Below are 1,663 nucleotides of genomic sequence, written 5' to 3'. Positions count from 1 at the left end.
CTCGGCCACGTTCTGCGCGATCGTGCGCCAGGGCAGCAGGCGCGGCTCCTGGAACGCGATCGCGGTGGAGTCGTCGTGAGCCCGGACCACGCGGTCGTCGAGCGTGATCGATCCGACCGTCGGGGTGTCGAGCCCGCCGATGAGGCGCAGCAGCGTCGACTTGCCGCAGCCGGAGGGGCCGACGATGGCGATGATCTCACCGGGGACGACGTCGAGGGTGACGTCGCGCAGCACCGTGCGCGGGCCCTCCGCGGTGGGGAAGGTGCGCTCCACATCGGCGATGCGGACCCGGCCCGCGCGGGCGGGCGCGTGTGCGGGGACGGATTGGGGCATGCCTACCAGCCTGCCGAATCGCCGACGTACCGGAAACCCGAGGCGTAACTTGGCGACGCATTCGCGAGGCGGGGCCCGCATAGGCACCTAAAGCCTGCGCAGTGAGGGCAGGCTTGCTATCATCAGATGAATGATTCGCGGTGATGATCCCGCGCGAACGCGGCGTATTCAGGTGGCGCTCGACGAGCCGGAGTTGGAGACGCTCGACGACACGAACGGGAGCGGCAGCGGCGCCGCGGGCGATGCCAGAGGAGATTCCGGAGGAGACGACGCCGAGGCCGGCGAGACGGCGGCGCCACCGCAGGATCCGGCGGATTCAGGGCCCGGATCCGCGGCGCTCGCGGCGCCCGGCCGCGTGGACTTCCAGAGCGTCGGCTTCGCCTACCGGCCCGGCCTGCCGGTGCTCGAGGACATCACCCTCGCACTCGAACCCGGCACGGTGACCGCGCTCGTCGGCCCGTCGGGATCCGGCAAGTCGACGCTCGCGTCGCTGCTCGCACGCTTCCACGATCCGCAGACGGGGCGGGTCACCGTCGGCGGGACGGACCTGCGGCGTTTCACCGCCGACGAGCTTTACGAGCGGGTCGGCTTCGTGTTCCAGCAGACCCAGCTGGTCCACGGCACGGTGCACGAGAACATCGCCCTGGCCCGCCCGGAGGCCTCCGTATCGGAGGTCGAGGCCGCGGCACGCGCCGCGCAGCTGCACGAGCGGATCCTGCGACTGCCCGACGGCTACGGGACCATGCTCGGCCCCGACGCCGCGCTCTCGGGCGGCGAGCGGCAGCGGCTCACCATCGCCCGGGCGATCCTCGCCGACACCCCTGTGCTCGTGCTCGATGAGGCGACCGCGTTCGCCGATCCGGAATCCGAGTATCTCGTGCAGCTCGCGCTCGACCGGCTCGCCGCCGGCCGTACGGTGCTCGTCATCGCCCATCGCCTGCACACGGTCGCCGGTGTCGACGGCATCGTCGTCCTCGATCGCGGTCGGATCGCGGAGGCCGGGACGCATGCGGAGCTGATCGCCGCGGATGGGCGCTACCGGAAGCTGTGGGCGGCGAGCGACGCCGGTGCCGTTGATACGGCCGTCGATCCCGCAGCCGATGACGCCGACGTCGAGAGGGAGGTCCGCTGATGATCCGCACGCTCCTCGCCCTGCTCCCGGCCGGAAGCCGCCGAACGGTGCTCGGGCAGATCCTCCTCACCATCGCGGGACTGCTGCTCCGCGCGGCGGGCACGGTGCTGCTCGTGCCGCTCGTCGCCGCGCTCTTCAGCGGAGACCCCGGCACGGCCTGGCCCTGGCTCGGGGCGCTGGCGGCCGTGACCGCGGTCG

The 1,663-nt window shown here is 72.3% G+C and carries 2 protein-coding genes and 1 pseudogene; 2 read left to right on the top strand and 1 reads right to left on the bottom strand.

Going from position 1 to position 1,663, the window contains the following annotated elements; all coding sequences use genetic code 11:
• A partial coding sequence (locus ACFPZL_RS13020) for an ATP-binding cassette domain-containing protein (protein WP_382335796.1) occupies nt 1-333 on the bottom strand: 333 nt, incomplete at its 3' end.
• 130 nt (nt 334-463) lie between these two features.
• Between ACFPZL_RS13020 and ACFPZL_RS13015 the strand changes: the two genes are divergently transcribed.
• Both ACFPZL_RS13015 and ACFPZL_RS13010 read left to right on the top strand, forming a co-directional pair.
• Nucleotides 464-1,465, top strand: coding sequence for an ABC transporter ATP-binding protein (locus ACFPZL_RS13015; protein WP_218115646.1), 1,002 nt, complete (start codon nt 464-466; stop codon nt 1,463-1,465).
• A pseudogene (locus ACFPZL_RS13010) lies at nt 1,465-1,663 on the top strand (iron ABC transporter permease); the annotation flags it as partial. The gene ACFPZL_RS13015 and the pseudogene ACFPZL_RS13010, both read left to right, overlap by 1 nt.

It is taken from the genome of Leucobacter soli, assembly GCF_042659205.1.
Taxonomy (GTDB): domain Bacteria; phylum Actinomycetota; class Actinomycetes; order Actinomycetales; family Microbacteriaceae; genus Leucobacter; species Leucobacter soli.
Note: the sequence above shows the minus strand (reverse complement) of the source record. Positions and strands in the feature narration are given on the sequence as shown.

What these genes read in the sequence shown, in the direction of transcription:
- ACFPZL_RS13015 (WP_218115646.1), top strand. Translation starts at nt 464, where the DNA reads ATGATTCGCGGTGATGATCCCGCGCGAACGCGGCGTATTCAGGTGGCG.